Annotated in this window: 2 protein-coding genes; both read left to right on the top strand. The window is 43.1% G+C overall.

From position 1 onward, the window contains the following. Window positions 1-272: triose-phosphate isomerase (locus A3735_RS27010; RefSeq protein WP_197486082.1), on the top strand; the 272-nt coding region annotated here is incomplete at its 5' end. 84 nt (window positions 273-356) lie between these two features. After that, the coding region (gene secG, locus A3735_RS27005; RefSeq protein ID WP_068639022.1) for a preprotein translocase subunit SecG at window positions 357-564 on the top strand (208 nt) is incomplete at its 3' end.

The raw sequence follows: 564 nt of genomic DNA, 5'->3' as shown, positions 1-564 counted from the left end.
ATTTGCTTATTGCTTATGAGCCGGTTTGGGCAATTGGGACAGGCGAAACAGCAACGCCAGAGCAAGCTCAGGAAATGCACGCTTATATTCGGCAGCAGGTTTCAGAAAAGTCTGCGGACTTAGCTGAAAATATGGCAATTCTGTACGGTGGTAGTGTTAATGTAAAAACCGCCAAAGAATTGTTTGGTCAGGATGATATTGATGGTGGGCTAGTTGGTGGCGCATCATTAAAAGTGAGCGACTTTTTACAAATCTGTAAGAGCGCTGGTTAGTAATTTTTATTGTTGTTTGTTGCAATTAAGAGTTTGAGGCTCTTGATGGGGCGGGCAACTAGAGTAGAAAAATAGGCTAAAAGTATGGAATGGTTAGAGACTGCCGTTATTGTGGTGCATATTCTGGTATCACTAGGTTTGATTGGTTTGGTTTTGCTGCAGCAAGGTAAGGGTGCTGAAGCGGGTGCTTCCTTTGGTGGTGGTGCGTCACAAACCGTTTTTGGTAGTCAGGGTAGTGGTAGCTTCCTAACACATATGACCAAATACTTTGCGATTGTATTCTTTATTACCA

It is taken from the genome of Oleiphilus sp. HI0061 (genome assembly GCF_001635675.1).
This window is presented reverse-complemented; position numbering and strand designations above follow the sequence as displayed.